This window comes from Haloarcula mannanilytica, assembly GCF_005406125.1.
Taxonomy (GTDB): domain Archaea; phylum Halobacteriota; class Halobacteria; order Halobacteriales; family Haloarculaceae; genus Haloarcula; species Haloarcula mannanilytica.
Genome location: NZ_BIXZ01000001.1, coordinates 1197126 through 1223454 on the forward strand (window position 1 = coordinate 1197126; position 26329 = coordinate 1223454).

30 protein-coding genes are annotated in these 26329 nt (G+C 64.2%); 16 read left to right on the forward strand and 14 right to left on the reverse strand.

Features of this window, described 5'->3' with window-relative positions; translation table 11 throughout:
* The first annotated feature begins 21 nt into the window (after positions 1-21).
* The 5 genes from Harman_RS06100 to Harman_RS06120 all read left to right on the forward strand — a co-directional run bounded on the left by Harman_RS06100 (position 22) and on the right by Harman_RS06120 (position 3312).
* Positions 22-459, forward strand: a complete 438-nt coding sequence (locus Harman_RS06100; RefSeq protein WP_137682903.1) for a DUF4212 domain-containing protein — start codon at positions 22-24, stop codon at positions 457-459.
* Positions 456-2126, forward strand: a complete 1671-nt coding sequence (locus tag Harman_RS06105) for a sodium:solute symporter family transporter (protein WP_137682904.1) — start codon at positions 456-458, stop codon at positions 2124-2126. Before Harman_RS06100 ends, Harman_RS06105 begins: the two co-directional genes overlap by 4 nt.
* 4 nt (positions 2127-2130) lie before the next feature.
* A complete protein-coding gene (locus Harman_RS06110) occupies positions 2131-2604 on the forward strand; it encodes a universal stress protein (protein ID WP_137682905.1) in 474 nt (157 codons plus the stop codon).
* A gap of 54 nt (positions 2605-2658) precedes the next feature.
* The gene (locus Harman_RS06115; protein ID WP_137682906.1) at positions 2659-2874 is read left to right on the forward strand and encodes a hypothetical protein; all 216 of its coding nucleotides are present in this window, start codon (positions 2659-2661) and stop codon (positions 2872-2874) included.
* 213 nt (positions 2875-3087) lie between these two features.
* The gene (locus Harman_RS06120) at positions 3088-3312 is read left to right on the forward strand and encodes a hypothetical protein (RefSeq protein ID WP_137682907.1); all 225 of its coding nucleotides are present in this window, start codon (positions 3088-3090) and stop codon (positions 3310-3312) included.
* 324 nt (positions 3313-3636) lie between these two features.
* Here Harman_RS06120 and Harman_RS06125 read toward each other — a convergent pair whose 3' ends face one another.
* Both Harman_RS06125 and Harman_RS06130 read right to left on the reverse strand, forming a co-directional pair.
* Entirely contained in the window at positions 3637-4503 is an 867-nt protein-coding gene (locus Harman_RS06125; RefSeq protein WP_137682908.1) for a CheF family chemotaxis protein, read from the reverse strand.
* Positions 4504-4558: 55 nt separating this feature from the next.
* Positions 4559-5371, reverse strand: a complete 813-nt coding sequence (locus tag Harman_RS06130; protein WP_137682909.1) for an undecaprenyl-diphosphate phosphatase — start codon at positions 5369-5371, stop codon at positions 4559-4561.
* An 89-nt stretch (positions 5372-5460) separates the two neighbouring features.
* On the opposite strand from Harman_RS06130, the gene Harman_RS06135 reads away from it, so the two are divergent.
* The 3 genes from Harman_RS06135 to rnhB all read left to right on the forward strand — a co-directional run bounded on the left by Harman_RS06135 (position 5461) and on the right by rnhB (position 8618).
* Positions 5461-6570 (forward strand): mechanosensitive ion channel family protein, encoded by a 1110-nt coding sequence (locus tag Harman_RS06135; protein ID WP_137682910.1) that lies wholly within the window; start codon positions 5461-5463, stop codon positions 6568-6570.
* A 76-nt stretch (positions 6571-6646) separates the two neighbouring features.
* Positions 6647-7924 carry a tRNA pseudouridine(54/55) synthase Pus10 gene (locus tag Harman_RS06140; protein WP_137682911.1) on the forward strand — a complete coding sequence of 426 codons (1278 nt, stop codon included), beginning with the start codon at positions 6647-6649 and terminating at the stop codon, positions 7922-7924.
* 58 nt (positions 7925-7982) lie between these two features.
* Positions 7983-8618, forward strand: a complete 636-nt coding sequence (gene rnhB, locus Harman_RS06145) for a ribonuclease HII (RefSeq protein WP_137682912.1) — start codon at positions 7983-7985, stop codon at positions 8616-8618.
* A 75-nt stretch (positions 8619-8693) separates the two neighbouring features.
* Here the strand turns inward: rnhB and Harman_RS06150 are convergent, their stop codons facing one another.
* Together Harman_RS06150 and secF are read right to left on the reverse strand one after the other, a co-directional pair.
* Positions 8694-10262, reverse strand: a complete 1569-nt coding sequence (locus Harman_RS06150; protein WP_137682913.1) for a preprotein translocase subunit SecD — start codon at positions 10260-10262, stop codon at positions 8694-8696.
* Positions 10259-11146 (reverse strand): protein translocase subunit SecF, encoded by an 888-nt coding sequence (gene secF, locus Harman_RS06155; protein WP_137682914.1) that lies wholly within the window; start codon positions 11144-11146, stop codon positions 10259-10261. The genes Harman_RS06150 and secF overlap by 4 nt, the downstream gene beginning before the upstream one ends.
* A gap of 101 nt (positions 11147-11247) precedes the next feature.
* Between secF and Harman_RS06160 the strand changes: the two genes are divergently transcribed.
* Positions 11248-11562, forward strand: a complete 315-nt coding sequence (locus Harman_RS06160; protein ID WP_137682915.1) for a hypothetical protein — start codon at positions 11248-11250, stop codon at positions 11560-11562.
* Between the two features lie 24 nt (positions 11563-11586).
* On the opposite strand, the gene Harman_RS06165 is transcribed toward Harman_RS06160, so the two are convergent.
* Both Harman_RS06165 and Harman_RS06170 read right to left on the reverse strand, forming a co-directional pair.
* On the reverse strand, positions 11587-12054 hold the full coding sequence (locus Harman_RS06165) for a DUF5812 family protein (protein WP_137682916.1): 468 nt from the start codon (positions 12052-12054) through the stop codon (positions 11587-11589).
* 99 nt (positions 12055-12153) lie between these two features.
* Complete coding sequence (locus tag Harman_RS06170; protein WP_137682917.1) at positions 12154-12720, reverse strand: hypothetical protein; 567 nt, start codon at positions 12718-12720, stop codon at positions 12154-12156.
* Positions 12721-12846: 126 nt separating this feature from the next.
* Here Harman_RS06170 and Harman_RS06175 point away from each other — a divergent pair, with 126 nt between their 5' ends.
* The 3 genes from Harman_RS06175 to Harman_RS06185 are packed head-to-tail and all read left to right on the forward strand — an operon-like array spanning position 12847 to position 15526.
* On the forward strand, positions 12847-14157 hold the full coding sequence (locus Harman_RS06175; RefSeq protein ID WP_137682918.1) for a glucose-6-phosphate isomerase: 1311 nt from the start codon (positions 12847-12849) through the stop codon (positions 14155-14157).
* Between the two features lie 23 nt (positions 14158-14180).
* Positions 14181-15323, forward strand: a complete 1143-nt coding sequence (locus Harman_RS06180; RefSeq protein ID WP_137682919.1) for a CPBP family intramembrane glutamic endopeptidase — start codon at positions 14181-14183, stop codon at positions 15321-15323.
* Positions 15324-15379: 56 nt separating this feature from the next.
* Positions 15380-15526, forward strand: coding sequence for a CopG family transcriptional regulator (locus Harman_RS06185; RefSeq protein WP_137682920.1), 147 nt, complete (start codon positions 15380-15382; stop codon positions 15524-15526).
* On the opposite strand, the gene Harman_RS06190 is transcribed toward Harman_RS06185, so the two are convergent.
* A complete protein-coding gene (locus Harman_RS06190) occupies positions 15523-15981 on the reverse strand; it encodes an NOB1 family endonuclease (RefSeq protein WP_137682921.1) in 459 nt (152 codons plus the stop codon). The genes Harman_RS06185 and Harman_RS06190 overlap by 4 nt on opposite strands.
* A complete protein-coding gene (locus Harman_RS06195; RefSeq protein WP_137682922.1) occupies positions 15982-16221 on the reverse strand; it encodes a PRC-barrel domain-containing protein in 240 nt (79 codons plus the stop codon).
* A gap of 212 nt (positions 16222-16433) precedes the next feature.
* On the opposite strand from Harman_RS06195, the gene Harman_RS06200 reads away from it, so the two are divergent.
* The 4 genes from Harman_RS06200 (at position 16434) to Harman_RS06215 (ending at position 19347) form a co-directional block, all read left to right on the forward strand.
* Positions 16434-16964, forward strand: coding sequence for a plastocyanin/azurin family copper-binding protein (locus tag Harman_RS06200; protein WP_137682923.1), 531 nt, complete (start codon positions 16434-16436; stop codon positions 16962-16964).
* Between the two features lie 94 nt (positions 16965-17058).
* On the forward strand, positions 17059-18864 hold the full coding sequence (gene infB, locus Harman_RS06205) for a translation initiation factor IF-2 (RefSeq protein WP_137682924.1): 1806 nt from the start codon (positions 17059-17061) through the stop codon (positions 18862-18864).
* A gap of 48 nt (positions 18865-18912) precedes the next feature.
* Positions 18913-19092: a hypothetical protein gene (locus tag Harman_RS06210; RefSeq protein ID WP_137682925.1), complete on the forward strand. Its 180-nt coding sequence runs from the start codon at positions 18913-18915 to the stop codon at positions 19090-19092.
* Positions 19093-19152: 60 nt separating this feature from the next.
* Entirely contained in the window at positions 19153-19347 is a 195-nt protein-coding gene (locus tag Harman_RS06215; RefSeq protein ID WP_137682926.1) for a hypothetical protein, read from the forward strand.
* 73 nt (positions 19348-19420) lie between these two features.
* Here Harman_RS06215 and Harman_RS06220 read toward each other — a convergent pair whose 3' ends face one another.
* The 6 genes from Harman_RS06220 to Harman_RS06245 all read right to left on the reverse strand — a co-directional run bounded on the left by Harman_RS06220 (position 19421) and on the right by Harman_RS06245 (position 26259).
* Positions 19421-19774, reverse strand: a complete 354-nt coding sequence (locus tag Harman_RS06220; protein ID WP_137682927.1) for a DUF5811 family protein — start codon at positions 19772-19774, stop codon at positions 19421-19423.
* Positions 19775-19858: 84 nt separating this feature from the next.
* Positions 19859-20329 (reverse strand): pyruvoyl-dependent arginine decarboxylase, encoded by a 471-nt coding sequence (locus Harman_RS06225; RefSeq protein ID WP_137682928.1) that lies wholly within the window; start codon positions 20327-20329, stop codon positions 19859-19861.
* Between the two features lie 42 nt (positions 20330-20371).
* Positions 20372-21586 carry an outer membrane protein assembly factor BamB family protein gene (locus tag Harman_RS06230; RefSeq protein ID WP_137682929.1) on the reverse strand — a complete coding sequence of 405 codons (1215 nt, stop codon included), beginning with the start codon at positions 21584-21586 and terminating at the stop codon, positions 20372-20374.
* Between the two features lie 341 nt (positions 21587-21927).
* A complete protein-coding gene (gene pan2, locus Harman_RS06235; RefSeq protein WP_137682930.1) occupies positions 21928-23148 on the reverse strand; it encodes a proteasome-activating nucleotidase Pan2 in 1221 nt (406 codons plus the stop codon).
* 136 nt (positions 23149-23284) lie between these two features.
* Positions 23285-25075, reverse strand: a complete 1791-nt coding sequence (pepF, locus tag Harman_RS06240) for an oligoendopeptidase F (RefSeq protein ID WP_137682931.1) — start codon at positions 25073-25075, stop codon at positions 23285-23287.
* A 38-nt stretch (positions 25076-25113) separates the two neighbouring features.
* The gene (locus tag Harman_RS06245) at positions 25114-26259 is read right to left on the reverse strand and encodes a thiolase family protein (RefSeq protein WP_137682932.1); all 1146 of its coding nucleotides are present in this window, start codon (positions 26257-26259) and stop codon (positions 25114-25116) included.
* Positions 26260-26329 lie beyond the last annotated feature (70 nt).

The window sequence follows — 26329 nt, forward strand, 5'->3', positions numbered from 1 at the left end:
AATTTTCAAGCTTTCAAACCCATGTCAAGAGACACGCCCGCGGATCGAGATAAGTCAAATATCCAACCAGACGGTGGCACGGAAGCCGCCGCCCACGAAGACATCGATTACCTCGACAGGGAGGTGAACCTGTTACGGCCGAGCACACCGTTCATGCGCGACCACCTGAAGATCATCTGGAGCAGTTTCGTGCTCTGGGCACTAGTCGTGTTCGGGCCGGTGACGATGACCGCTATTGCACCGGAGATGATGACCGTACAGACGCCCTTATTCGGCTTCCCGCTGCACTACTTCCTCGTCTCGCTTGGCGCGCCAACGGGTGCGCTCATCCTGGCGGTCGTCTACACGCGCTACCGAGACGCGCTCGACCAGAAGTACGGTATCGACCCCGATTCCGTCGAGAGCACGGCCCCAGAGACCAGCGAAGCGACGGCCGCTGACGGAGGTGTCGAGCAGTGACGGTCCCGCTACAGGCCGAGGCGCTCGATATCTCGTTCAAACTCGTCCCGGCGATCATCGTCTTCCTGATGATGGCCTCGTTCCTCGTCATCGGCTACGTGTTCAAGGTGGCCGACACCGAGGGGATGTGGGTCGCCGGCCGCGGCATCGGCAACATCGAGAACGGAATGGCCATCGGTGCGAACTGGATGTCCGCCGCCTCGTACCTGGGGCTGGCCGGCCTGGTCGCGCTCTCGGGCTTTTACGGCCTGGCGTTCATCGTCGGCTGGACGACCGGCTACTTCATCCTGCTCATCTTCCTGGCCGCGCAGATGCGCCGCTTCGGGAAGTACACCGCGCCGGACTTCGTCGGCGACCGGTTCAATTCGCCGACCGCCCGCGCGCTGGCCGCGTTCACGACGCTGCTCATCGCGTACGTCTACTCCGTCGGCCAGGCCCGCGGCATGGGGCTGGTCGGCCAGTACGTCTTCGGCCTCGAAATCATTCCGATGATTATCGTGATGATGACCATCACCGTCGGCTACCTCGCGCTCTCGGGCATGCTGGGCGCGACCAAGAACATGGCCGTCCAGTACACGATCCTCATCGTCGCGTTCCTCGCGGGCGTCTACGTCGTCGGCTTCTCGCAGGGGTACTCGACGGTACTCCCACAGATCGAGTACGGCGCGTTGATCGCCGACCTCGGCCGCGAGTTCTCCGCGCCGTTCGTGAACCAGCCGTTCTACCTCTGGATCGCGACGGCGTTCTCGCTCATCGTCGGGACCTGCGGTCTCCCGCACGTCCTCGTGCGGTTCTACACAGTCAGAAGCGAGCGCGTCGCCCGCTGGTCCTGCGTCTGGGGGCTGTTTTTCATCCTCCTGCTGTACTGGGCGTCGCCCGCGATGGCAGCCTTCGGCGTCGACCTCTTCGAAGCAACGACCGGCGCGAGCGCCTACGCCGCGGAAGGCGGCATGTCCGGCGCTGAGGGTGACGTGATCGTCGTCCTCGCCGCACAGTTCGCCAACCTCCCGACGTGGTTCGTCGGCCTCGTTGCGGCCGGTGCGATGGCCGCCGCCATCGCAACGACTGCCGGGCTGTTCATTACGGCCTCCTCCGCGGTCGCACACGACATCTACACGGAACTGATCAACCCCGACGCGACCCAGCGCCAGCAGGTGCTCATCGGCCGTGCGACCATCATTGGGATGGGCGCACTGGTGACGGTGACCGCGTTCAACCCACCAGCGCTCATCGGCGAACTGGTCGCCTACGCGTTCTCGCTGGCCGGCGTCGTGCTGTTCCCGATGTTCTTCCTCGGTCTCTGGTGGGAGAACACCAACCGCCAGGGAGCGCTGGCCGGGATGGTGCTCGGGCTGCTCATCTGGATCACCTCGATTATCAACAGCGTCCTGCCGAACTACATCGGCGCGCTCGGAGCAGCCACTGGAGAAAGCGGTGCGCTCGTCCCGATATACGCCCAGTACGTCCCGCCGATCGGCGCTGCGCTGGTCGGGACGCCGGTCGTGTTCATCGTCACCATCGCCGTCTCGCTAGCGACACCCGAACCGCCACTGGAGACCAAAAAGATGGTTCGACAGTGTCACAGCCCCGAGCCGATGGGGCAACAGGAGACTGCCGCAGACGTTGTCGGCGACAGCACCAGCGGCGGCACCCCTGCAGACGACTAAACCCATGTACGACAACATCCTCGTTCCGACCGACGGCAGCGAAACCGCGGAGAACGCGGTCGACCAGGCGGTCGACATCGCCTCAAAGTACGGCGCGACGGTCCACGCGCTGTACGTCGTCGATGTCGATGCCACTAGCTACTCGCTGGGGACAGAGCAAGTCGACCGCATCCGCCAGGGAAACCTGGAGGAGATGACCGACATCAAGGAAGACGCCGACGAAGCCACCGGCTACGTCCGCGACCGTGCCGCCGAACACGGCGTCGAAGTAAAAGAGCACATTACCGCCGGTGAGCCGGCCCGCGCGATCCGGAAATTTGTCGAGGACAACGACATCGACCTCGTCGTAATGGGCTCTCACGGTCGCTCGGGCCTCAAGCGCGTTATCCTCGGCAGCGTCACGGAGAAAGTACTGCGACGGACCCGGCTGCCGGTGCTCGTCGTCGACATCCACGGTGAGACGGACATTGAGGAGTGACACGACCATGCGATTGAACCGGCCACAACGATCACGGACGGTCCGGGGCCGACGATGAGCGTCGTCGACACCATCCGCGACCACGTGCGCGATCACAAGCGAGGCATGTTCGTCGACCTCGTGTTCGCCATCGCCTGGGTGACCGCCGTGAGCGTCATCTTCGACCTGCTTGCGGCCCCCCAGTGGGTCTATTACTTGACGCTGGCCAGCGGCGTCGTCGCGTACTACGGCTTCTTCTGGTCGCTGGAGATAGCGATGGACCAGCAATAGGCCGGGCTCGGCTTTCCCAGAGAATTCTGACTCACAGCCGGGGTACGGTATCCCCTGTGAACCACACACATACAGTCGCAGAATGCCACCGTACCCGTGCAATACAGGCTTGCCGCTGTTTGCAAGCCCGGCGAATTTCTGCCCCACCGGTAGTAATAAGACAATGTAGATCCATTGACTTGTTCGACGGCAGCGGACGCTGTAGAGCCAGCAATGATATACGAAAGTTCGACGGGAGAGTACTACAGTGGTCTCGACATCTGGATGCGCTTCGAATCGGGGCTCTGGGAACCTCACGACTGGAGTCAGGAAACGGGACAGGAGTGGGTCCAGACTGAGACGGGTGAGGTCCTCACGCTGACGCCGATTCCGGAGTCCGAGCTTCCCGATGAGCTGTCGGTGACGGAGGCCGAGGACGTCGACTACCTGCGTGAGTGACCGATAGTGAAGCGAAAGCGGCCCACGAGTCCGTCCGGGCTACCCGGACCATGTTGCACAGACCGGTGGGGAAACCGTGGGCCACACTGAATGTGCCGTTCGACGCTCGCGGGCCACAATCGGTCCCCGATTGTTTTTTCGGAGCGAAGCGAAGTTGATTCAGCACCGCGTAGCGCCACGCTGCTCACGAGTCACTACGTTCCTCGTTCCTATCCGAGAGCCGCTCACTACGTTCGCGCCCCTCGCTACTCACGGCTTCGCTGTTCGTTAGAGGCGCGGAGCGCCGCTCGTGTATCGAGACCCTTCGCTTCGCTCAGGCTCTCGCTACTTCTCACTCATCGCTTCACTCGCCATATTCCGCCCCTGCGCGTTCAGCGCAACCTCGGTGCGGACACGCACCTCATCAACCGCACCGATTTCAAGCAGTTTCTGATATATCTCCTCGACTTCGTCGGGGGTCGTTCCGACGAAATCGGACATCTCAAACGGTGAAACACCGGAGTACAGCGCCATCAACACTTGGCTCTCCATCTCCGAAAGCTCGTAATCGTCTTCGCGGTTCTCGATAACGCGGGTAAACAGCGTCTTCAGCGCCCGCGTGTGGTGGTCCATCCCCGAGATGTGGGTTTCGACGCTTCGGTCTTCGTCGTCGGTGTGTTCAACCTCGATGACCTCCCGCTCCTGGCCCATCACGGTACTGGTGCCGGTTTCGATAGTCCCGACATCCTCAATCTCGAAGGACATGCTCGTGCCGCCGGGGAACTGGAGGCGGATAACATCGTCATCCAGTTGAAACCGTGCCTTGCTCCACTCGGCGTCCTCCTGGACGACGCCGCCGACGACCGCCTGCTGTCGCGCGAGGATGACCTCGCCCTGGAGGGTCGCACGGACGTACTCCGTCTCAAAGTCGTCCATGTTCGGCGTGTCGACAAGGAGGACGTTGTTGCCCACCTCCAGTGCGGTCGCACCGCCGGTCCCACCGTCCGGAACGAGGTCGTCCGGATCAGAGGGTAGCGAGATGTTAGAATGGGGAATCGGCTGTTTCGAGCCGTTGGTCGCCAGAATGAGCCGCTTGTTGGTGACGATGAGCCGACAGGACTGCCATTTCGGGTCGGCCACGGGGTCGCCGTCGCGGACGACGTACTGGAAGTCCCCCGACGTGTCGACTAGCTTGCGTTCGTCACCACTCATAGCCGCTGGTATGACAGATTTGACGCCGAAGGATAAATAAGTTCCAGCACGGCGCTCACAGCGCGACGAGCAATCCACCGACGACACCCAGCCCGCCAAACACCGTACAGACCGCCCAGAACGGGACCTGTCGCACGAGACGGACCAGCGCGTCGACAGTGAGATAGCCGACGACGGCGCTTACGACGAGTGCGACGACGGCCGGCAGCGGGTCGATTGCCGGCACGCCGTCGTCAACGAGGACCAGCGCGTTCGCGGCGAGCGCGGCCGGGATCGACAGCAGAAACGAGAGCCGAAGCGACGACTCGCCCTCGTGGCCCCGAAGCAACAGCGCGCTCACGGTCGTCCCGGACCGGGAGACCCCGGGGAGGATAGCCAGTCCCTGCAACACACCCACCAGCACGGCGTCGATCCAGTCCGGAATCTCGCGCTCGCCCAGCGACAGCGCCGCAGCGAAGCGCTGGAGCAGGCCGGTGATGACGAGCAGGCCACCGACCAGCGCCAGAAAGAGCCCACCCTCGAGATTTGAGACAGCCGCGTCGAGCGCCATATATGCGGGGAGGCCGGTGACGGCGGTCGCCGCCGTCGCGATGACGATAAATGAGAGGTCAGCCGTCTCGTCGGCGAAGGGACGACGGGAGAGTTGCCGAATCGACTGCAGAATCGTCCGGACCTCAGCGCGGTAGTACGCCGTCGCCGCGACAGCGGTCCCGGCGTGGAGAAACAGCGCGAGGCGGGTCGCAGCAGCGGGCGAAACGCCTGTGACCACCGTTGAGGCGAGTGCGACGCCGCCCTCGCTGGAGACCGGAATCCACTCCAGCACCCCTTGCAGCAGGCCCAGCAGAATAGCGACGAGAATCGGGTTCATATCCACGGAGCGGACGCCACGGGACAAAGGCCGTTCGGTTCGAGCCGTCGACGCGGCAGTATATATATCGCCGGTATCCAATCCGGGGTATGCAACTGGGAAGCGGGATGGTCGACCTGCTATCGGGGCTGCCGGCCTGGCAAGGATTCCTCGTGCTCGTCGGCAGCGGGATCGCGCTCGCGCTGGTTATCCGTATCCTCGGCGACCGACTGCTCAGACGGGTCACACCACACATCGAGGGCGACATCGACGATATCGTCTTTCGCGGGATTCACACCGCCGTGTACGTCTCGGTCGGTCTCGGCGGCGCGTACGCCGGCGCACAGATATACGACATCCGGCCGGCGGTCGCGGTCTCGCTGGAAGCCGGGACGCTCTCGCTCGTGGTCGTCGTCTGGATGGTGACGCTGCTGCGCATCGGTCGCCGGGCGTCCGCCGTCGCAACGGATTCAGCGTACATCGACCGCCAGATGGTCCCTATCCTCCAGAACGTCTGGAGCGCGCTCATCTCCGGCGGCGGCATCCTGCTCCTGCTGATACTCTGGGACATCGACGTGACGCCGCTGCTGGCCTCCGCGGGGATTATGGGCATCATCGTCGGGCTGGCAGCCCGGGACACGCTAGCGAACTTCTTCGGCTCGCTGTCGCTGTATCTCGACGGCACATACGCGGTCGGCGATTTCGTCGTGCTGGAGACCGGGGAACGCGGCCGCGTCGAGGACATCTCCGTGCGCTCGACGGTCATCCGCACCCGCGATGACATCCTCGTCACCGTCCCGAACTCGAAGCTAAACAACGCAGCCATCGTCAACGAGTCGACGCCGAGACGCAAGCGCCGAATCCGCGTCCCGGTCGGCGTCGCCTACGGGACGGATATCGACCAGGTCGAGGCGGTCCTGCTGGAACTGGCCGAGGCCGAAGACCTCGTCCAGGACCGCCCGAGCCCGCGGGTCCGCTTCCGTGAGTTCGGCGACTCGGCGCTGAACTTCGAACTGCTGTGCTGGGTCGGCAATCCGGCCCTGACAGCCCGCGCGACACACGAACTCAACAGCGCGATCTACAAGCGCTTCCAGACCGAAGAGATCGAAATCCCGTTCCCACAGCGGTCCGTCTCTATCTCGGCCGAGGAAATTCCGGGTGAACTGTTCGGCCAGTCACCGTCGAACGGGGCGACCGATAGCGGTGTAACCGGAGAGTGAAGACAGGCAAGGTCCGCAGGTCCGCGCGACCGAGAGGTCGAAACGCAGTTACGGGGGCGACGCGTCGGCTCAGGCAATGAGCATACTTGAGGACGCCCGCGCGGCGCTTGCGACCGGGCCGCTGTGTGATTCCTGTCTCGGTCGGCTCTTCGCCGACCGGAGTTTCGGGCTGGCCAACGCCGAGCGAGGCCACGCCCTGCGGGTGACGCTCGCGCTTGAAGACGACGACCCCTTCGAGGAGAGCGAGGACTGTTGGGTCTGTGAGAGCGAGTGCGACCGCTTCGACTGGTGGGCCGAACAGGCCGCGACCGCGGTCCGCGGCTACGACTTCGACACCTACCAGGTCGGGACGAAAGTGCCGCCGCTGCTCGAAGAGAACGACGAACTGCTCCGGGAGGACGTGGGCTTAGCGCCCGACGCCGGCGAGGCGCTGAAGACGGAGCTGAACCGCGAGGTCGGGAAGCGAATCGGCGACTTGACCGGCGCAGAGGTGGAGTTCGGCCGGCCGGCGATTCAGTTCACCCTCGACCTCGCCACGGACGAAGTAGAGACACACGTCAACTCCGCGTTCGTCTACGGCCGCTACCGCAAGCTCGAACGCGACATCCCCCAGACGAAGTGGCCCTGCAACGACTGCAACGGGACCGGCCTGTGGCAGGGCGAACCCTGCGAGGGCTGTGGCGGCAGCGGCTACCGCTACGACGAGAGCGTCGAGCAGTTGTCCGCACCAGTCGTACGGGAAGCGATGGACGGCGAGGAAGCGGTGTTCCACGGCGCGGGCCGCGAGGACGTAGACGCCCGGATGCTCGATTCGGGCCGTCCGTTCGTCATCGAGGTGATGGAACCCCGCAAGCGCGACGTTGACACCGACACGGTCGAAGCCGACATCAACGCCTTCGCCGACGGGAAAGTCGAGGTGACGGACCTCCACCTGGCGACCCACGAGATGGTCGAGCGCGTCAAGGAACTGGACGCCTCCAAGACCTACCGCATGGACGTTGAATTCGGGGACCCAGTCGACGCTGACGCCCTGCAGGACGCGCTGGCGGAACTAGACGAAGCGACCATCGAGCAGGAGACTCCCCAGCGGGTCACCCACCGACGGGCCGACATCACCCGGACGCGGACGGTGTACGACGCCGACGGGGAACTGACCGATGACCGCCACGCCGAACTCCGAATCCACGGCGAAGGCGGCCTGTACGTGAAGGAACTCGTCTCCAGCGACGAGGGCCGCACGGAGCCGAGCCTGGCCGGCCTGCTTGAGACCGACGCTGTGGTGACAGCCCTCGACGTTATCGACGTGCAGGGCGAGGACGAACCGTTCGCGAAAGACGAGTTCCTCAAAGAGTAGCGCGCCGGGCCGCCGTCCAACCGGAAGCTGTTTTTGCGGTGCCATCCAGGGGACAGCCATGCGATTCGGCGTCGATGAAGCGGGAAAAGGACCGGTCCTGGGATCGATGTTCGCCGCCGCTGTCCGGGCCGATCCGGCGGCCTTACCCGATGGTGTTGGCGACTCGAAAGACATCAGGCCGGAGCGACGCGAGCGACTGGCCGCCGACATCCGCGAGTCGGCCGATGCGGTCGGTGTCGCCGAGATTCCGGTCGAACGTATCGACGCCGACGGGACGGATATGAACACGCTGACCGTCGACGGGCAGGCCAAGGCACTGTCGGCAGTGGCCCGAGACGGCCTGTCGGGTATGGTCGACGCCGGCGACACCGACGCGGCGCGGTTCGGTCGCCGGGTCGCGGATGCGGTCGATGCCGACGTGACGATAACGGCTGAACACGGGGCCGACGAGACGGACCCGCTGGTCGGTGCGGCCTCGATCATCGCGAAGGTTGCCCGCGACGCACACGTCTCGGAACTGGCTGCGGAGTACGGGGACGTGGGATCGGGGTATCCCAGCGATCCGACGACGCGAACGTTTCTCGCGGACTACGTCGACCGCCATGGGAAGCTTCCGGCATGTGCTCGCCGGTCGTGGTCGACGTGCGACGACGTGCTGGCGGCGGCACAACAGGCGTCGCTGGGAGAGTTTTGAACGGGGACAGCTCAACGGCGACATTGGGGTATCGAAGCAATTCAGTACTATAAACGGGCAGAAAGCGGGAGCCGCTCAGTCCTCGTCCAGTACGAGGCTCCGGAGGATGTCACCGTAGGCCGGCCGCGTCACGAGCACGCCGATAAGGACGCCCACGATGGTGATGATGGCAAACCCGGAGAGGTCACCGAGTGGCAGGACCATCAGCGGACTCATGGCCATGATCGTCGTCGCCGCGGCCGCGCCGATGACCCAGAACGCCTTGCGGAAGCGACTCTGGAACACGCGTCCGGTCTCGACTTTCCCCTCCTGAAGGATCTCGTCGGCGATGATGATGAGGTCGTCCACCCCCGTTCCGATGACCGCGATGAACCCGGCCAGGTGCGAGAGGTTCAGCGGATACTGGACGAAAGCGACGAATCCCAGCAGGATGAACACCTCCGACAGCGCGGTGACGATCATCGGGATGACGACTTCCGCCCGTTTGTACCGGGCATACACAACGAGACTGACCATTAGAACTGCGATCAACCCCGTTACCAGGGAGTTCTGCTTGAATCGTTCGGCCAGCGCTGGATCAAGAGAGGCACCAGAGTCCTGAGAGAGGTCAAGCGGTGCAGGAAGCTGCCCGGCCTCAAGGTTCAGCGCGATCTCGTTGGCCTGTTCAGAGCCGTTAGTCGGGACGATATACACCGGATCGTTAGAGAACTCACCGTTTGCGAAGCTCTCTCCGAGGTCTGCTCGAACACCGCGAGCGGTGACGACTTCCCCGTTCAGTGTGTGGACCAAGCACCCGTCACCCTCTGTTTGCTGGATGTCAGAGTGGTTATAATTACCACAGTTTGCCCCGTCACCGAATCCGGCATCAACCATCCGCTGTGAGAACTCATCGGCGGCTTCGGGACGGACTGTAATGAAGACCGCCCAGTTGTTACCCTGTTCTGACTGTGTACTGGCCGAGATATCATCCATCTGATCCCGCTGGAGGACCTCTTCGCGGACGTAGCTCCCGCCCTCTCCACCCGGATACACGGCATATATTTTGACCACACCTCGCTCGTTCAGGATATCGACCAGTTCCTCACGGTCCCGGTCGGGAGCGGTGATGCTGACGAAGTTCTCCCCACCGGGAACGTTGACAATCTGGACCGATGCGCCGCTGAGTGCCGATGTCCGTAGCTTCTCGTCGATACTCCTGACCATTTCTTGGCGTGTCTCCGCGGTCACACCATCGCGCACCGTCTCCGGCTGATATCCGTTGTTCCCCAGTGCAGTGCGCAGTTCCGACTGTGTAACGTTTTCCGTGACAACCTCGACGGCGCCCATCTGGCGGTCAGGACCCCGTGGCCGGACCCGGACATCGATACTATCGATGTCAAGCTCTTCAGCTAATGTGCTCTCTAATTGCACACGATCTGCCTCTGTGACATTGATGCCCTCCGCTGTAATGCCGACAATCGGCGCTCTGAGGCGGGTTCCACCGCTAAGCTGAATGCCGTAATTGAGATTCGTCGACCGGTCGGTTGCCGCTCCCTCAGAACCCGTTGTCCCAGGCGGGACACCAGGAACAAACAGCGCAACGGCACTGAGAATCAGTAAGGTAACGAGCATAACGACCCGCCAGTTCTCTCTGAGCTGACTCATCGCTTGACCCCCTCATATTTATACCATCGAAGCAGCGTCACGTTGAGCATATAGGTGTTCATCAGGTCTGCAGTGAGTCCAAGAACCAAGATCAGCCCAATATCCGCCATCAGGTCAATACCAAATAATGTGGCCGAAACCGCCATCACTGCCATCGCAGCGATGGAAGTAACGGTCATCGTCACACCGGTCTGCATTGCCCGATGAGTAGATTCATAGAACCCACCCGAGCGCCGAAGGACGTGATTGTTCAGCAAGATATCTGAGTCAACGGAGTACCCGATCAGCATGAGCAACGCAGCGACGATACCCAGTGAAAGCTTGATTCCCAGAAGGTTCATTATCGCAATGGGGATCATAATGTCAGAGAAGGCCGACACGACGATGGCGATACTCGGAACAAACGTCCGAAAGAAGGCAAAAGCGAGGAGACTCATCCCAAGGAAGGCCACACCGACACCGATGACCGCAAGGCGTTGGTTCTGTGCGCCAAACAACGGTGATGTGTTTCCGCTTCCCAAGAGTGTCAAGTCTTCGTTAGACTGGACTGTGGTCCGAACCGACTCTGTGTTCACAGAGTTATCGAACGTGACCACATACTGATTCTCGTACTCTGCATCCGTCCCAGTGTTAATCCCCTGCACGGAGACGGTTGGTTCGTCGAACAACGAGTTGATCTCTTCGTTCGTATACTCGGAGTCTGTTCCGATTGTTAACTCTGTTCCACCGGTAAAGTCGATGCCCCGGTCGACTGGTGCTCCGGTGACAACCCACCACCCGAAGATGACCGCGAGCGCCAAGCCGAGCACCACCAGCGGAACCGCCACCAACTGGCGGTTCGAGTACTGGGTGTAATCGACTTCCGGGACCTCGAACTCGAACATGACCGAACGATGTGAGACGGGCGCGAATAAGCCTTCTCAATCACTGCCGCTGACATCCGCCGTGCCGTACATCTATGGCAGACTATCACGTATATTCGATCATGGCCGACAAGGCTAGCACAGTCGAACTCTCCTATCCGGCGGACCTCAGCGGCTGGGGCCGCGACAAAATCGACGGCTCGCCGTTCCGGGCGTACCTCCGGAAGACACACGAGACCGCCGAGAAAGGCGACGTGTGGACGGAGTTTGTCGGCGTCGGCTGCTGTGGCGACACGCTTGATTTCTCGCTCCGGGTCGAGTCCGTCGACGGTGGGGATTGGGTAACCGAAGACACCGCGTTCGTCTACACCGAGCGCGAGGCCTGTGGGGTCGCCGGCGGCTGGCGGGTCCAGAGTGCCGCTGGACCGACCGAGTAAGCAGAATAGCGGTCTTCGAGACGGTCAGTCCGGCAGGTACCGCACGCTGACGACGCCGTCGGCCGTCCGAACCTCGACGCGGTCGACGCCGAGCCTGGCGGCCCGCGAGAGGGTGGCCTGGTCGTCGACGACATCCGCTGCGGCCTCGTCCGTCTCACCTTCCGGGACCGTCAGGACGTGTACCTCGCCCTCGCCGGCGCGCTCGACCGTCGTTAGCTCGCCGGGGGCCTGCTCGGCCGCGATTTCAGTCGTCTGTGCCGTCGGTGCGAGGTCGACCGTCTCGACGGGAATTCGTCGCCGCTCGGCGACCTCGGTGACGGTGTAGGTGACCTCCATTGGCGGCTCCGGTTCGACGGTCCCCTCTACTACCTCGCCGGCCTCGACGCCGGGGTTGTCCGACAGTGTCAACACCTGCGAGTCCGCGACGTTCCGAAGCGTCGCCGACGAATCGTCAGCATTGGTGACCAGAAATGTCCCTTCGATGGCTGTCATAGCGGGGAATTCGTGTTGGGCGTTCTTGCCCGTTTCGACCCGGGAACGGGTTCGGCTCGAACATGGCTCACCGGTGTCCGTGGCTCCAGTCGCAACGCTCTATTTCAGGAATCGGTGCGTCAGATACATCACCAAGATAGCCAGCAGCGGTGGACCAATGCCGGCAAGCGGCGGCAGCGAGTAGAAAAATCCGACGACAGCACTCTGTGTCGGTTCGCGCAGTTCCGCGGGCGCTGAAGCCAGGAGTGCGAGGTACAGCGACCCGATGAACAGGAACGCCGAGAGTCCGAGGGCGCGGTCGTAGGCGACCGACGACTCGGTCCGGCGGTGCCGACGCGCGACAGAGAGGACCGGAGCCAGCAGCGGTGCGACGAGCAGGAGGCCGATGAACAGGAAGAAGCTCCGCGAGAAGGTGAACGTCCCGCCGCGGACGCTCCCGGTCGCGGCGAGCTGGGTAATCAGGCCGAAGACAAACACGAGCGTGATAGCCCCAGACAGAAACAGCGCGACCGGGACGTAGGCTTTGAACAGGAGCGAGTCGCTGGCCCGGAATGCGTACGGGAACGCGCCGGGGAGCCCGTTGTACGGTTCCGGCCGGTCGTCGTCAGCGTCGCCGGCGGCGGACTCGTCAGCTGTGACGGACTGCTCTGCCGTCGCGTCTGTCATACCTGTCGGTTAGGCGAGCGCGTGGTTAAGCGCGGTGTTGTCCGGCCAGCGGTGACAACAGGCTCGGCTCCCTCGCCCGCCGTCCCCTCCGGGAGTTGTTTGTACCACCCCGCCGACACCCCCAGTATGCACGTCGATATCGGAGCCGCGCTTGCCAGTGTTGCCGACCCGGGCGTCGAACGAGCGACGCTTGATGACCTGGACGAACGGGTGGCCGCGGCCCACGACCGAATCGAGCGGGGGCGAGACGACGACGAGTTCGGCTACGCGTCGCTGAACCTCCCTGAAGCGACTGACGCCGACGCTATCCGGGACGCCGTCGCGCCGGTCGCCGACGCCGAATCAGTCATCACCGTCGGTATCGGGGGCTCCGCGCTGGGGGCGAAAACCATCACTGAAGCCCTGGCCGAAGACCCCGACAGCCACGTCGTGCTTGACAACGTCGACCCGGAGCACGTCCGGCGGACGCTCGACGGCCTCTCGCTCGAAGAGACGGCCATCAACGTCGTTTCGCGCTCGGGGACAACGGCGGAGACGCTGGCGAACTTCCTCGTCGTTCGGGAGGCCTACGAGGACCGCGGGGTGGACTGGACCGAGCGCATCGTCGTGACCACTGGCGAGTCCGGCCCGCTCCGGGCGCTCGCCGACCAACACGACCTGCCGACGCTGCCGGTGCCCGAGGGTGTCCCCGGTCGCTTCAGCGCGCTCTCGGCGGTCGGCCTCGTCCCGCCGGCCATCCTCGGTATCGACATCGAGGGGCTGCTTGCCGGCGGCCAGAAAGCGGCCAACGACCTCGCCCCGTCGCTGTATGACTCGCCGGCCTACGCCTACGGCGCGATGGCCTACGCACTCGAAGAGGAGGGCGCGCAAGTCAACGCCGTCATGCCCTACGCCGAGCGGTTGGAGTCCTTCGGCGAGTGGTTCGCCCAGCTCTGGGCCGAGAGTCTTGGAAAGGACGGCCGGGGCCAGACGCCAGCGCGGGCACTGGGCGCGACCGACCAGCACTCCCAGCTCCAGCTGTACCGCGCCGGCCACCGGGACAAGGTCGTCACGTTCGTCCGACCACGGGAGCGGGCCGACGTGGCGATTCCCGACCCGGACCACGAAGACCTGTCGTATCTCGCCGGCACCGACCTCGGCGGCCTCATCGACGCCGAGTACGAGGCGACGGTGGCGAGCCTGCCGGCGGCTGACCGGCCGGCGCTGGAAGTCGAGATCGACCGCCTCGACGCGGAGAGTGTCGGTGAACTGCTGTACGCGATGGAGGCCGCCTGCGTCCTCGTCGGCGAACTCGCGGAGGTGGAGACGTTCACCCAGCCGGCCGTCGAGTGGGGCAAAAACGCCACACGAGCGCTCATCCGCGGCGAAGAGACCGAGGAGACGGCGGTTATCGACGACCGCGAGCGGCTACGGATCGGCGAAACGGAGTCCCTTTAGGCCGGCGTGACCGACTGCCGATAATGGACGACACTGCCGCGAACTGGGGTGTCCTCGCCGCTGGCATCGGTCTCGTCGTACTCGTCGCCACGGAAACCGGCCTCGTGGGCTGGGTGACGCCGACGACGGGGGTCGGCCCGGTCACCGCCCGCCAGGTCGCTGTCGCCGGCTTTGTCGTGGCCGCGCTCGCGTTCTCGTTTGTCCGCCACGGCGCGCTCGACCGACGGCAAGCCGGCCTCGCCGCAGTGGGGGCAAGCGCCATCGCGACGCTCGCAACGCTCGTCGCATTCTTCGGGCCCGAGTTTCGGCCCGGCGTCGAGGCAACGGTCGGTCTCGCGGTCTATCTCACGATGCTGGCCGGCGGTATCACGGTCGCGCTGGGCTGGGCGCTTTCGACCGGCGTGGCGAACAATCGGCTGTACACGGTCGCCCGAGCGCTCTCAGTCGCGACGGGCATCGGGCTGGCCGGCTTCCTCGTCGGCACGCTGTTCGCTCAGTTCGTCGTGCTCGGGGCCGCGCTTGTAGGACTGATCAGCTCCGGGGCGCTCGACGGCGGGACCGTCACCGGACCGGCGTACATCACCCTCACCGTCGGTATCGGCGTCGGCTTCGTCGGCTTCGGGGCGGCCGTCGCCAGCCAGTTAGACCGGACCTGGGACGACCTCGACCTCCGTCGGCCAGGACTCCGCGACATCGGCTACGGCGTCGGCGGCGTCGTCGTCCTCATGGTCGCGCTCTTTGGCTTCAGTTACATCATTCAGGCCCTCGGCCTCGAAGCCGCCCGGAGCAGCGTCGAAGAACTGGCCCGCGAGGACCCATCCTTCCTGCTCGTGATGATGCCACTGGCGTTTCTCACTATCGCGCCCAGCGAGGAGTTTATTTACCGAAACATCATTCAGAAGTACCTCTACGACGATTTCAGCGAAATTCAGGCAATCGTGCTCACCAGCGCTGTCTTCGGCATCGTCCACTTCGGCCAGTACGCCGCTGGGACGCCGACACAGACCGTGCTCTCGCTGCTCTTGGTGTTCGTGCTCTCGACGCTGCTGGGTCTGAGCTATCTCAAAACTGAAAACCTGCTCGTCCCCATCTTCATCCACGGGGCGTTCAATGCCATCCAGTTCCTCACATTGTACATTCAGATTACAGGAAATCCGGTAATCTGAGCCGTCTGACTGCTGTCTGACGGGTGTTTATGCGAACTACCGTTGTAGGCGATGGCATGGCTCGGCGGTTCACCATCGTCTGTGATGACGACCAAGCGCGGATCATCGAGACGCTCGCGCGGCGCTACGGCATCACAGAGGAGGAAGTACTCACACAGCTGATCGATCTCGGGCTGGAAGCCCGGGACGAACAGACTGTTTAGGCCGGGTTCTTCCGCGAGAGCGAACTGCCACAGATGGGACAGCGGTCGCGGTTCTCGTCGAACTCGCGGCCGCAGCCGGCACACTGGAACAGCCAGTCCCGTTGTTCGGAAATGCCATCACGGGCGATAACTTCCACCGCCACGTCGAGTTTCTCGGCGACGTTTTGCATCGCGTAGTCGTCCGTGACGAGTCGGCTATCGAGTTCGAACGCCGCCGCGATCAGGCGGATGTCAGTTTCAGATAGTTCCGCCAGGTCGCCGGTTTCGCTGGCGGCGCGCTCGATGCGCTCGACGGTGTTGTCCTCGGGGATATGGAGATGCATACCCGAGCCTTCGAGGGCGTCGAAGCGATAGGCGGCCTCGTCCTCCAGTTCCTCCCTGACGAGCGGAATCGTCGCTATCTGCTCGTCGGTGTGATACTCGTTGATAAACGCCGAGGAGTCCAGAACGTACATCTAGCGTTTGACGATCATGTGGTCTTTCACCGCCTTGACCCGTTCGACGGGAACAAGCAGGCGGCCCTGGTCACTGTACTCGAAGTCCGTGTTGCGGAGCGACTCCGCGGGGTCAATGACGAGGTTGTGCAACGCACCCGAGGAGAAGTCCATCGTGATGTTGTAGAGACTGCCGATCTCCGCACCATCAGTCCCCATCACGTCTTTCCCCGACAGGTTTTCTGCGAGTATTGCAGCCATACCCCCTTGTTCCGAACGAGGTTACATAAACGCCACGGGGATGACTGACGAGCGACTCGCCGCCACTTTCCGGTGGCTGCCACGGCAGGGCGACAGCCACGCTACCATCGGAAACGTCGGTCAGCACGGGTATCCGCTGATCTGTCTCGGGAAACAGAACAACCCAACGCAGTGGGCAGCAGCCCTAAGCGGGAGGCCCCCGACTCGGATGCATGGACCGAAACAGGCGTCGATTTCTCGGAGTCCTCACAGCCGCCGTCGCGGGAACTGTTGCAGGCTGCAGTGGCGACGGCGGTGACGCGTCGTCCCCGACGGAGACTACCACCGTAGCGACTGACACAGCGACACCGACGGCAACTGACACAGCGACGCCGACTGAGACGGCCACGCCGACCGAGACGCCGACACCGACTGCCACAGCCACTGAGACACCCACGCCGACCGGAACGCCGGGCGGCGCCGACCAGGAAGTCGCTGTCGCACCGGGCAGCTTCAGGTTCGATCCCGAAACCTTCGAGGTGCCGGTCGGAAGCACCGTCCTGTGGGTCTGGGAGGCCGGCGGCCACAACGTCAAGCCGACCGCGACGCCGGCCGACAGCGACTGGTCAGGGACGCCCGGCGACGAGACGTATCCCAGCGGCCACCAGTACACCTATACGTTCGAGGTCCCCGGCGAGTACGAGTACCACTGTATTCCCCACAAGGGCTTTGGCATGACGGGATCGTTCACTGTCACCGAGTAACGCCCGCTTAGCCCCGCGTTCGGTCGCGCGCGTCTGATGACGACGAACTTAACTGCCACCGACGACTCGGTTCTGACAACTTCTGGAGCCATTTATGTCTGACACGGACCCCACCACAGCCACCGACGACACCCTGCGGACGCCCATCGTCGCCGTCCTCGGCCACGTCGACCACGGGAAGACGAGCCTGCTCGACAAGATCCGCGGCTCTGCCGTCACCGCCGGCGAGTCGGGCGCGATTACCCAACACATCGGCGCGACCGCCGTGCCGCTTGAAGTGATTTCGGAGATCGCCGGCGACCTCGTCGACCCGACGGACTTCGACTTGCCCGGCCTGCTGTTCATCGACACGCCGGGCCACCACTCCTTCTCGACGCTGCGTTCGCGGGGCGGCGCGCTCGCCGACATCGCCATCCTCGTCGTCGATGTCAACGACGGCTTCCAGCCCCAGACGCTGGAGGCCATCGACATTCTCAAGCGGACCCAGACGCCGTTTATCGTCGCCGCGAACAAGATCGACACCGTCCCCGGTTGGAACCCCAACGAGGGCCAGCCGGTCCAACAGACGATGGACGCACAGTCCGACCGCGTCCAGTCCGACCTCAACGAGAAACTGTACGAGATCATCGGCGAACTCTCCGATAACGGCTTCTCCGCGGACATGTACTGGCGCGTCCAGAACTTCCAGGCCAACATTGGTGTCGTGCCGGTCTCGGCCGAAACGAGCGAGGGCATCCCGGACCTGCTGACGGTGATGATGGGGCTGTCCCAGCGGTACATGAAAGAGGAAATGGAGATCGACACCAGCGGCCCCGGCGTCGGGACCGTCCTCGAAGTGAAAGACACCCAAGGCTTTGGAACGACCCTCGACGCCATCATCTACGACGGGACCATCCGCAACGACGACACGATCGTCGTCGGCGGCCTGCAAGGCCCAATCATCACCGACGTGCGCGCCCTGCTCCGGCCGCGCCCGCTCGAAGAGATCCGGACCGAACAGGAGTTCGAACAGGTCGAGCAAGTCGCGGCCGCCGATGGCGTCAAGATCGCTGCGCCGGACCTCGACGACGCGATGGCTGGCGCGCCGATCCGCGTCATCCGCGACCGCGACCGCAGCGAGGTCATCGCCGAGGTCGAGGCGGAACTCGCCGAAATCGAGGTGACGACCCAGGAGGAGGGTGTCGTCATCAAGGCCGACACGCTGGGCTCGCTGGAGGCGCTTTCCAGCACGCTCGAAGAAGAGGAGATCCCGGTCATGCGCGCCGAGGTCGGCGCGGTCGCACCGCGGGACGTGCGGGTCGCCGAAACCGCCGGCGAGCCGACAAATCAGGCGATTCTGGCCTTCAGCGTCGAGGTGCTCGACGACGCCCGGGACCTCGCCGAACAGGAGGGGGTAGAACTGTTCGAGGACGACGTTATCTACCAACTCGTCGAGTCCTACGACGATCACGTCACCGCCATCGAGGAGGCCCAGCAGGAGCAGATCCTCGAAAACATCACTCGGCCCGCGAAGTTTCGGGTCCTGCAGGACCACACGTTCCGCCAATCTGACCCCGCTGTCGTCGGCGTGGAAATCCTCTCCGGTGAACTCCGCCGGAACGTCAACGTCATCAAGTGGGAGGACGGCGAGGCAACCCGCGTCGGGAGCCTCAAGACGATTCAAGACGAGGGCGAAGACGTTGATTCGGCCCGCGCTGGCGAGCGCATGGCCGTCTCGATCCAGGGGCCGACCGTCGGCCGCCAGATCGAGGAGGGCGACGACCTCTGGGTCGAGATCCCGGAGAAACACGCGAAGATTCTGGAGCAGGAACTCAAAGAAGACATCTCCGTGGACGAACGCGAGGCGCTGTCGATGTATCTGGAGAAACACCGGAACCGGGACCCCTTCTGGGGGAAGTAACGGTTGTTTTTCCAATAGGATTTTTACCCGCCGGACGGAACAGCGTGTATGGTCTCCCGCGAAAACAGAATCATCGGTGGCTTCGTCATCGCCGCCCTCGTCCTCGGGTTCGGCAGCACAGCGCTGGCCGACGTTCCGTCAGTGGTACCACTGGCAATCTTCCTGATTGTCGGTGTCATCATGCCGATGATTGTGACCAATTACCTTGATTCGTCCGGGGCCGTCTGAAGCGGGCCAGAGAGCGAGTAATAATATTTAATTAGCAGGCGTGTCTCTGCAGAAACACGAATGTCCGGCCGCCCGTCGATGCCCGACCTCGTGCTCGCCAGCATCGCCCTCTCGATGCTGCTGGCGTCGCTCGGCGCAATCGCCACCTCTATCAGCCTCGTTACTGCGCTGAGTGCCGGCAGTCTCCCCGCCGGTGGCTCCATCGGCTACGCGCTGTTTTACAATCCGCCAGTCGCTAGTGGTGGCCGCTCGTAGCGCTCACTCTCCGAACCGACGGCCAACTGGCGGCCGTTCTGCTAGCGAAAACTGAGACGGAAACCGGCGACCGTTACTGCGCTGTCGGCGACGTGTCGTCGCCCATCACTTGCTTGACCTGCAGCGCAGCGGAGGCGGCGATCCCCTGGGCGAGGTCGTCGCGCTCGGCGTCGGAGATGCTCGCGCTTTCCGGGTCCTCGGGTGTGTAGTCGGCGCTGACGACCGACCCGACAGGTGGCTGGACCGCGATTGTGGCCCGCGGGCCTGTCGTACTGTTGCTGATTTCGGAGCCGACGACGAACTCACCGGGCAGGAGTTCGCGGGTCCGGGCGGCGACGCTTGAGAGGTCACGACGGAGCTTCTCACGCTGTTCCGTGGTCAGCGTCACTTCCTCTGTCTCCCCACCGAACGACGTATTACCGTACATGAACGTTCTCTATCTCTAAGGGGTGGAGGACTAAAAACCCAGGGTCGAGCACAGTTCTCTCCGGAACCGTCAGCACACCGGGACTCACACGACAGGGTGGCTCTCGCCGTAGGTGGCGAGCACGACGGCGCTGACGTACTCGGAGTCCGACGCCGCCGACTCGACATACACGTTCTCCTCGACGAACTCCCAGTCCCGGAGGTCCCGGCCGGCGGCCAGGCCCTCGCGGATCTCCATCCGGACCGCGTCCTCGCTCGTGCCGTCGACCTCATAGAAGATGCCCGGGCCGTCATCGCTCCGTGCCCAGCCGATCCCAGCGGCCACACTCTCACCGGGTTCGGCCGTCGCCGAGGACTGGACGACCTCTAGCGCTTCGCCGGGCGGCCCCAGGTCCGGCGCAGTTCCCGTCACCTCGATAGCCGGTCCGTCGGGGATGACCGACGAGAGGGTGATGAGGTTGTAGTTGTGGACCCCGGCCTCGGCGAGTGCCGCGTCGTAGGCGGCCAGCGCGGTCGGGCCGGTCGCGGTCCCCCACACGACCCGGATGGTACTCATAGGCGACAGTCGACGGTCCGCGGGGTAAGGGGTTTCGCTTCGCTACGTCGGAGCAAGTTTGTACAGCATCCCCGGGCGGTCCGGATCGCCATCGACCGCGCGTTCCGCATAGTAGATGCCGTCAGCGGCCACCAGCGGCGCACTCGTCACGTGGCCGCGGTTTTCGGTGGTCCAGGCCACCTCACCAGAGGCCCGGTTCAGGGCGTACAGTTGCGCGTCGTAAGACCCGACGAGCACGTGGTCCCGGGTGGCAACGACGCTCCCGATAATCCAGCCGCCGGTGTCATAGCGCCACTGTTCCTCGCCGCTGTCGAGGTCGATTGCGTACACCCGGTCATCGTGGCTCCCGACGTAGACGGTCCCGTCATGGACCGCTGGGGCACACATTACATCGGCATCGGCCTCGAACGTCCACTGTTCCGCGCCGTCGGTTACGTCGACGGCGGTGACCGTCTCGGCCCACGACGGCACGATGGCGGTCCCGTCAGCGACGGCGATGGGCGCTTTCACGTCGCCGCCAGTGTCGTAGCGCCAGGCCCGCTCCAGGTCAGGGAACGACCAGGCGTAGCAGTACCCGTCGTTCGAGCCAAACAGCAGGCGACCGTGTTCGCGGTCCAGCGCCACCGTGGAGTGTGGATGGTCGGTCGGACGGCTATCGCGCCACTGCACGTCGCCGGTCGCAGCGTCGACGGCGACCACGCTCCCGCTCGGCGCGGCGTGTTCGACAGCGACGTACAGCGACCCGTTGTAGTAGGTCGGACTCGCGCCGATGGCATCGCCCAGTTCCGTCCGCCAGCGATACTGGCCGGTTTTGAGGTCCAGCGCCGACAGCGCGCCGTCGTAGGCTCCGATGTAGACGGTGTCGTTCGCGATGGCCGGCGTCCCGTGGCTCCCGCGTGTCGCCTGCGTAATCACCGTGGACCACTGGACCTCGCCGTCCGGTGCGATGGCCCGGACGCGGCCGGTGTCGTCAGCCAGAATCAGGTCACCAGTCGGGGCGAGCGCCGGACTCCCCTTCGCAGCGGTGTGATCTCCGCGGTTAGCCGGCAGTTCCCACGCCCGCTCGACGGCCTCGGGAATCGAGGCGTCCTGATACCCCTGGTTCAGGAGCCCCTGTCGGAACTGCGTGGTGGCGTGTTCGTCCAGCGACGGCGATGCGAGTGGGTCAAACGACGACTGGCACCCCGCGAGTGATCCGGCTGTTGTCGCCGCCAGCGTTCCCAGAAACGCCCGCCGCGTCCGTCCGCGCTCTGTCACGGACGCCGATACCGGGCGGGGTGGCTTAAATCAGGCGGGGTCAAGGCCTGCTGCGGTGGGGGCAGTAGCGATGTTCGCGGTATGTGTCGAATGTCACACTGACAACGCTGTGCGGTACTCAAAACCGAAAACTGAAACCAGTCGTAATATCCGTGAGCGAAGCGAGCGGTTCACCGCGCTCGAACACCGTGAGAGTGCGGCCTTTTTCGCCACCGAAAGACTCGCTTCGCTCGTCTTTCGAGCCTTGCTTCGCTCCGCTCAGCAGGACCACGTTTTTCAAGGAGTGGTAGCCGACACGACCAGCGTGGGCGAGGCTACCCGACGCTGAAAAAGGTGGGTGGTTAGGCAAACGCGACCGGCACGCTGCTGGCGTCGTCGTCGGCCTCGATCTTCTCGTAGGCGTCGTGGAGGTCGGACTGCTTCACCGTGGTTCGGCCGTCGCGGATGGCGAACATCCCGGCCTCAGTCGCCAGCGACGCCAGCTCCGCGCCGGAGAGGCCGTCGGTCTCGGCGGCGAAGGCACCCAGATCCACGTCGTCGTCGAGGTTCATCTCCGTGGTGTGGATTTCGAGGATGCGCTCGCGGCCCGCCTTGTCGGGATTGGGCACTTCGATGAGGCGGTCGAAGCGGCCGGGGCGAAGAATGGCGCGGTCGAGCATGTCGAAGCGGTTCGTCGCGGCGATGATGCGAATTTCGCCGCGTTCGTCGAAGCCGTCCATCTCCGAGAGTAGCTGCATCATCGTCCGTTGGACCTCGGCGTCCCCGGAGGTCTTCGACTCCGTTCGCTTGGCCGCGATGGCGTCGATCTCGTCGATGAAGATGATAGCCGGTTCGCGCTCGGCCGCGAGTTCGAACAGGTCACGGACGAGTCGCGCCCCCTCGCCGATGAACTTCCGGACCAGTTCGGAGCCGGCCATCTTGATGAACGTCGCGTCGGTCTCGTTGGCGACGGCCTTCGCCAGCATCGTCTTCCCGGTACCGGGCGGGCCGTGTAGCAGCACGCCGCTGGGCGGCTCGATACCGACTTCGCGGAACTGGTCGGCGTTGACGAGCGGCTCCTCAACGGCTTCCCGGACCTCGCGGATCTGCTCTTCGAGGCCGCCGATGTCCTCGTAGCTCACGTCCGGCGAGCCATCGACCTGCATCGCCTGTGCGCGGGCGTCGGTCTCGGGGTCCAGAATCTGCTTGACGCCGAAGGAGTCGTTAATGGCAACGCGGTCGCCGGCCTCCAGTCCGTCGCGGATGGACGGCGAGACCTCCGTCAGCACCTCCTGGTTGTTGCCGTGTTGCTTGACGACGACGCCGTCGTCGGTCAGCTCCTCGGCCGTCGCGATATACAGCGAGGAGGTCTTGAGCGTCTCGTTTTCCCGTTCGAGCTGATCGACCTCGTCGGTGAGGTCGTGCTGCCGGTCACGGGCGGCGTCGAGTTGCTCGGTGAGCTGTTCGTTGACCTGTACGATCTCTTTGAAGTGTTCCCGGAGTGCCTCCAGACGCTCGTCAGGCGTCATATCGGGGTCGAGTTCCAACCGTGGTCGTTCCGGAAGCGAGGGACTGCGCGACATTTGGATGGTCGGTACTATACGGTTGAGACACAAAGTGCCTTCGGGTCACACGGGGGTGAAAGGGTTATCCGTGTCGGGACGGGGCTCTCTACGCACTGCCAACGCAGGCCGTATTGACAGCTTGGCCGGACCTCGTCTACAGCAGTCCGGCGAACTCGTCGAGGTACTCGCCGTACGTCGAGAGCGCGGATTCGACCGGGTCCGGACTCGCCATGTCGACGCCGGCGTCCCGGAGCAGTTCCAGCGGGTACTGCCGGGACCCGCTCCGGAGGAAGTCGATATATCGCTGGGCGGCGGGCTCGCCCTCTTCCAGAATCCCGTCGACGAGCGCGACGGCCGCCGAGATGCCAGTCGCATACTGGTAGACGTAAAAGGCCCGGTAGAAATGCGGGATGCGCATCCACTCGCGGGCGATGCGGTCGTCTAGCACCGCCGGCTCGTAGTAGTCGCCCTTGATGTCCCGGTAGAGGTCGTCCAGGCGGTCAGGGGTCAGCGGCTCGCCGGCCTCGGACATCTCGTGGGTGCGGTGCTCGAACTCGGCGAACATCGTCTGGCGATAGAGGGTCGACCGGAACCGTTCGAGGTATTCGTTGAGGATGTGCCGGCGTAGGCGCTCGTCCTCAACGGTGTCCAGCAGGTGGTGGGTCAGCAGCGTCTCGTTGACCGTCGAGGCGACCTCGGCGACGAATATCTCGTAGCCGGAGTAGACGTAGGGCTGTTCCTCGCTGGTGTACTCCGAGTGCATCGAGTGGCCGAGTTCGTGGGCCAGCGTGTACATCGACTCCACGTCGTCCTGGTAGTTCATCAGGATGAACGGCTGGGAGTCGTAGGTTCCCCCGGAGTACGCACCCGATTGCTTGTGCTCGGTCTCGTAGACATCGACCCACCGCGACTCCAGGCCCTCGGCGAGTCGAGACTGGTAGTCCTCGCCCAGCGGCGCGACGGCTTCGGTGACGTACTCGCAGGCCTGCTCGTACTCGATTTCGGGTGATTCCTCCTGCACGAGCGGGATGTAGAGGTCCCACATCCGCAGTTCATCGGCCCCGATGGACTGGCGCTTGAGGTCGGCGTGGCGGTGCAACGTATCGAGGTTGTCATGAACGGTGTCGACGAGCGTGTCGTACACCTCGACGGGGACGTTCGGCCCGTCAAGGGCGGCCTCGCGGGCGGTGTCGTAGTTGCGGGCGTTGGCCATCTTTACGTCCGTCTTGACGGCGTTCTTGTAGGCCGTGCCGACCGCATTCCTGACAGTCCCCCACTCGTCGTAGAACGCCTCGTAGACGCGCTGTCGGAACTCCCGGTCCGGGTGTTTCTGCAGCGTCGTGAAGTTGTTGAGCGTGATGGGCTGCTGGTCGCCGTCCGGGTCCTCGACGGCCGGGAACTCCATGTCGGCGTTGGCCAGCATGTTGTAAACTTCGCCGGGTGCACCGGTGACCTCGCCGAGTTCGGCGAGCAGGTTCTCGACTTCGGCCGAGCGGGTGTGGTCTTTCATCCGGAGCACGTCGTCGAAGTAGTGCTCGTACGGCTCCAGCGCCGGTTCCTCGTCGATCATCGCCTCGATGTCGTCGTAGTCGAGTTCCTGCAGTTCGGGGTCGAGGAACGACGCGGCCGAACTGGCCTCCGAGGACAGCGACTGTGAGCGGGCAGTCAGCGCCTGATAGGTGTCGTCGGTCGTGTCCTCGTCCCGGCGCATCCGGGCATAAGCGGCGACGTTCGACACCGTCCGCATCAACTCTTCGTAGGTCTCTAGCGTCGCTAGCAGGGTGGCGGCGTCCTCGGTGGCCCGCCCCTCGTAGGCGGCCAGGTCCTCGATCAGTTCCTCCGCCTCCTCGTAGGCGGCTTCCCAGTCCTCGTCGCTGGCGTAGAGGGATTCGAGGTCCCACTTGTACGCCTCGTCGATGTCGCTCCGTGCGGGTACCGAACTCATAGCGCGCTCTTGGGGCGGGGGCGAAGTAAGCCTTCGTTTCAGCGTCGTTCGAGTATCGTCGCCACGGCGGCGTTCCCGAACCCGCCGACGTTGCAGGCCAAGCCGATATCGGCGTCGACCTGTCGCGGACCGGTCGCGTCCGTCAACTGCTCGTACAGTTCGACGGCCTGCGCGACACCCGAAGCCCCGATGGGATGGCCCTTCGACTTCAACCCGCCCGAGGTGTTGACCGGGAGGCGGCCGTCGCGGGCAGTGACGCCGTCCATCGCCAGTTCCCAGGCCGTGCCCCGGTCGGCGACGCCGATACCCTCCAGTTGCAGGAACTCCAGTATGGTGAACATGTCGTGGAGTTCGACCACGTCGAGGTCCGCGGGACCGAAGTCAGCGGAGTCATAGGCACGCTCAGCTGCCGTCGAGACGGCGTCCATTGCCGTCAGGTCCGACCGCTCGTGGACGACCTGACTGCCCGTCGCGCCCGCGACGCCGGCGACGAGCGCGTAGTCGTCGGTCAGGTCGCGGGCGCGCTCCTCAGTCGTAAACAGCAGGGCCGCGCTCCCATCGGAGATGGGACAGAAGTCGTACAGCCGCAGCGGGTCGGCAACGACCGGCGAGTCCAGCGCCGTCTCGACCGTAATCTCGCTTCGGAAGTGCGCGTTCGGATTATCGACGCCGTTCCGGTGGTTCTTGACGGCCACGCGGGCAAGCGCTTCTCGAGGAGCGCCGAACCGCTCCATGTAGTGTCTGGCTGTCAGGCCTGCGAACGAGGGGATAGTGACGCCGTGTTTGTACTCCACAGGGTGGGTGATCGCCGACACCACGTCCGAGGTCACCGGCGTCGAGAGATGGGTCATCTTCTCGCCACCGACGAGCAGCGACAGGTCGCTCTCGCCCGACGCGACCGAGCGCCACGCCGCGGCGATGCCGGCCCCGCCGGCAGCGGAGGTCTGCTCGATGCCGGTGGCGTAGGCGCTCCCGAGGCCGAGGTCGTCTTTCAGCGCGTTCACCAGGCCGCCCTTCGACTCGTAGGCCCCGCCGGACTCCGAGAGGTAGAGGTGGTCGACGGCCCGCGGTTCGACACCTGCGTCGTCGAGGCAGCGCGTGCCCGCTGCCGCGAGCAACTCCCGAAGGCGGGGCTCGCGGACGCCGAACTGCGTCATCGACGCGCCCACGACGGCGACAGTCATACCTGGGTGGTACCATTCTGTCAACCTATCTCTTTCTATCGGTTGACGAGATCCGGATTCGCGTAGCGCT

What these genes read in the sequence shown, in the direction of transcription:
- Harman_RS06215 (WP_137682926.1), top strand. Translation starts at nt 19,153, where the DNA reads ATGTCCGGCCGCCCGTCGATGCCCGACCTCGTGCTCGCCAGCATCGCC.
- Harman_RS06175 (WP_137682918.1), top strand. Translation starts at nt 12,847, where the DNA reads ATGCACGTCGATATCGGAGCCGCGCTTGCCAGTGTTGCCGACCCGGGC.
- Harman_RS06170 (WP_137682917.1), bottom strand. Translation starts at nt 12,720, where the DNA reads ATGACAGACGCGACGGCAGAGCAGTCCGTCACAGCTGACGAGTCCGCC.
- Harman_RS06160 (WP_137682915.1), top strand. Translation starts at nt 11,248, where the DNA reads ATGGCCGACAAGGCTAGCACAGTCGAACTCTCCTATCCGGCGGACCTC.
- Harman_RS06180 (WP_137682919.1), top strand. Translation starts at nt 14,181, where the DNA reads ATGGACGACACTGCCGCGAACTGGGGTGTCCTCGCCGCTGGCATCGGT.
- Harman_RS06185 (WP_137682920.1), top strand. Translation starts at nt 15,380, where the DNA reads ATGGCTCGGCGGTTCACCATCGTCTGTGATGACGACCAAGCGCGGATC.
- Harman_RS06225 (WP_137682928.1), bottom strand. Translation starts at nt 20,329, where the DNA reads ATGAGTACCATCCGGGTCGTGTGGGGGACCGCGACCGGCCCGACCGCG.
- pan2 (WP_137682930.1), bottom strand. Translation starts at nt 23,148, where the DNA reads ATGTCGCGCAGTCCCTCGCTTCCGGAACGACCACGGTTGGAACTCGAC.
- Harman_RS06125 (WP_137682908.1), bottom strand. Translation starts at nt 4,503, where the DNA reads ATGAGTGGTGACGAACGCAAGCTAGTCGACACGTCGGGGGACTTCCAG.
- pepF (WP_137682931.1), bottom strand. Translation starts at nt 25,075, where the DNA reads ATGAGTTCGGTACCCGCACGGAGCGACATCGACGAGGCGTACAAGTGG.
- Harman_RS06245 (WP_137682932.1), bottom strand. Translation starts at nt 26,259, where the DNA reads ATGACTGTCGCCGTCGTGGGCGCGTCGATGACGCAGTTCGGCGTCCGC.
- Harman_RS06195 (WP_137682922.1), bottom strand. Translation starts at nt 16,221, where the DNA reads ATGGCTGCAATACTCGCAGAAAACCTGTCGGGGAAAGACGTGATGGGG.
- Harman_RS06110 (WP_137682905.1), top strand. Translation starts at nt 2,131, where the DNA reads ATGTACGACAACATCCTCGTTCCGACCGACGGCAGCGAAACCGCGGAG.
- Harman_RS06165 (WP_137682916.1), bottom strand. Translation starts at nt 12,054, where the DNA reads ATGACAGCCATCGAAGGGACATTTCTGGTCACCAATGCTGACGATTCG.
- Harman_RS06190 (WP_137682921.1), bottom strand. Translation starts at nt 15,981, where the DNA reads ATGTACGTTCTGGACTCCTCGGCGTTTATCAACGAGTATCACACCGAC.
- rnhB (WP_137682912.1), top strand. Translation starts at nt 7,983, where the DNA reads ATGCGATTCGGCGTCGATGAAGCGGGAAAAGGACCGGTCCTGGGATCG.
- infB (WP_137682924.1), top strand. Translation starts at nt 17,059, where the DNA reads ATGTCTGACACGGACCCCACCACAGCCACCGACGACACCCTGCGGACG.
- Harman_RS06140 (WP_137682911.1), top strand. Translation starts at nt 6,647, where the DNA reads ATGAGCATACTTGAGGACGCCCGCGCGGCGCTTGCGACCGGGCCGCTG.
- Harman_RS06220 (WP_137682927.1), bottom strand. Translation starts at nt 19,774, where the DNA reads ATGTACGGTAATACGTCGTTCGGTGGGGAGACAGAGGAAGTGACGCTG.
- Harman_RS06100 (WP_137682903.1), top strand. Translation starts at nt 22, where the DNA reads ATGTCAAGAGACACGCCCGCGGATCGAGATAAGTCAAATATCCAACCA.
- Harman_RS06120 (WP_137682907.1), top strand. Translation starts at nt 3,088, where the DNA reads ATGATATACGAAAGTTCGACGGGAGAGTACTACAGTGGTCTCGACATC.
- Harman_RS06115 (WP_137682906.1), top strand. Translation starts at nt 2,659, where the DNA reads ATGAGCGTCGTCGACACCATCCGCGACCACGTGCGCGATCACAAGCGA.
- Harman_RS06210 (WP_137682925.1), top strand. Translation starts at nt 18,913, where the DNA reads ATGGTCTCCCGCGAAAACAGAATCATCGGTGGCTTCGTCATCGCCGCC.
- Harman_RS06200 (WP_137682923.1), top strand. Translation starts at nt 16,434, where the DNA reads ATGGACCGAAACAGGCGTCGATTTCTCGGAGTCCTCACAGCCGCCGTC.
- Harman_RS06135 (WP_137682910.1), top strand. Translation starts at nt 5,461, where the DNA reads ATGCAACTGGGAAGCGGGATGGTCGACCTGCTATCGGGGCTGCCGGCC.
- secF (WP_137682914.1), bottom strand. Translation starts at nt 11,146, where the DNA reads ATGTTCGAGTTCGAGGTCCCGGAAGTCGATTACACCCAGTACTCGAAC.
- Harman_RS06150 (WP_137682913.1), bottom strand. Translation starts at nt 10,262, where the DNA reads ATGAGTCAGCTCAGAGAGAACTGGCGGGTCGTTATGCTCGTTACCTTA.
- Harman_RS06130 (WP_137682909.1), bottom strand. Translation starts at nt 5,371, where the DNA reads ATGAACCCGATTCTCGTCGCTATTCTGCTGGGCCTGCTGCAAGGGGTG.